This is a genomic window from Acinetobacter sp. SWAC5 (assembly GCF_003419885.1).
GTDB classification, from domain to species: domain Bacteria; phylum Pseudomonadota; class Gammaproteobacteria; order Pseudomonadales; family Moraxellaceae; genus Acinetobacter; species Acinetobacter cumulans.
This window is the reverse complement of the sequence record NZ_QUWR01000064.1, coordinates 1-1309: the sequence shown is the minus strand read 5'-3', so window position 1 is coordinate 1309 and position 1309 is coordinate 1. Positions and strand designations below refer to the sequence as shown.

Sequence of the window (1309 nt, the reverse complement as noted above, 5' to 3'; positions counted from 1 at the left end):
TGAACCGTACCGGGTTTGTCGGAGACTCAGTATTCTGAGAGAATGTTCCGATGACCAAATTAAAATATACCCCTGAAATCAGAGAAAGAGCGGTTCAATTATTGATTGAATCTGAAAAAGACTATCCATCTAATTGGGCTGCGATCACAGCTATTGCGCCTAAGATTGGTTGTACTCCTGAAACACTTCGTGCTTGGCATCAAAAGCATTTAGATGAGCAAAATCCTATTAAAGTACAACAGATCTCTGATCAAGAAAAAATGAAGCAAATGGAACGTGAAATCAAAGAATTAAAGCGTGCCAATGAAATTCTGCGTAAAGCAGCCGCTTTTTTCGCCCAGGCGGAGCTCGACCGCCCACACAAATAATGGTGGATTTCATCCATAACAATAAGGCGTTATATGGTGTTGAGGCGATTTGTAGGATTTTACCGATCTCAGCTTCTACCTATTATCGAACACTAGATATTGCTGAAAACCCAGAACATCGAGCAAAGCGAGATCTACATGATTTGCATCATGCTGAACAAATTAAACGAATTTGGAAAGAAAGTTCAGGTCGATATGGTGTACGTAAAGTTTGGCAACAACTGAAACGTGAAGGTTATGTTATTGCACGCTGTACAGTGGTTCGCTTGATGCAGAAGCTAGGTATACAGGGTGTTTGGCGTGGGAAGAATAAATACACCACCCGTAGCCGAGATGATCAAAAAAGAGCGGATGATTTAGTGAAACGTAATTTTACTGCTGATTATCCAAACCAACTATGGGTCGGTGACTTCACGTATATTCAAACTCATTCAGGCTGGGTCTATACCGCCTTTATTATTGATGTGTTCTCACGAGCGATTGTTGGATGGAAAGTATCAACACGTATGAATACAGACATGGTGCTCGATGCACTAGAGCAAGCATTGCATGACCGAGGTATGCCTAAGAATGTGATTCATCATTCCGACAGAGGTGTTCAATATCTTTCAATTCGCTATACCAATCGTTTAGAAGCAGCAAATTTACGAGCATCAGTCGGTACGACCGGTGATTCATACGATAACGCTTTGGCTGAAACAGTGAATGGGTTATACAAAACAGAGGTGATTGAATATTTAAAAGCAGACTGGCAAGGTTTAGCGGATGTACAACTTGCGACATTAAATTGGGTAGATTGGTTCAACAAAAAGCGTGTACACAGCGCATTGGGTTATGTATCGCCTTTTGAGTTTGAAGCAATGTACTATGATAAGATTAACCCGTTAGGTCACGTGGCCTAACTTAAATAAAAATGTCTCCGACAAACCCGGTACGGTTCA

General features: G+C 41.2%; 1 protein-coding gene and 1 other annotated feature. The gene reads left to right on the top strand.

From position 1 onward, the window contains the following. Positions 1 to 50: 50 nt before the first annotated feature. Positions 51 to 1270 (top strand): IS3-like element ISAba34 family transposase gene (locus tag DYI81_RS17805; RefSeq protein WP_117008201.1). Its coding sequence is split into 2 segments (ribosomal slippage): positions 51 to 327 and positions 327 to 1270, totalling 1221 coding nucleotides; the frame shifts between segments, so codons are not numbered across the junction. Beyond that, positions 326 to 442, top strand: a sequence feature (AL1L pseudoknot). (Overlaps the previous gene by 117 nt.) Positions 1271 to 1309: the final 39 nt, after the last annotated feature.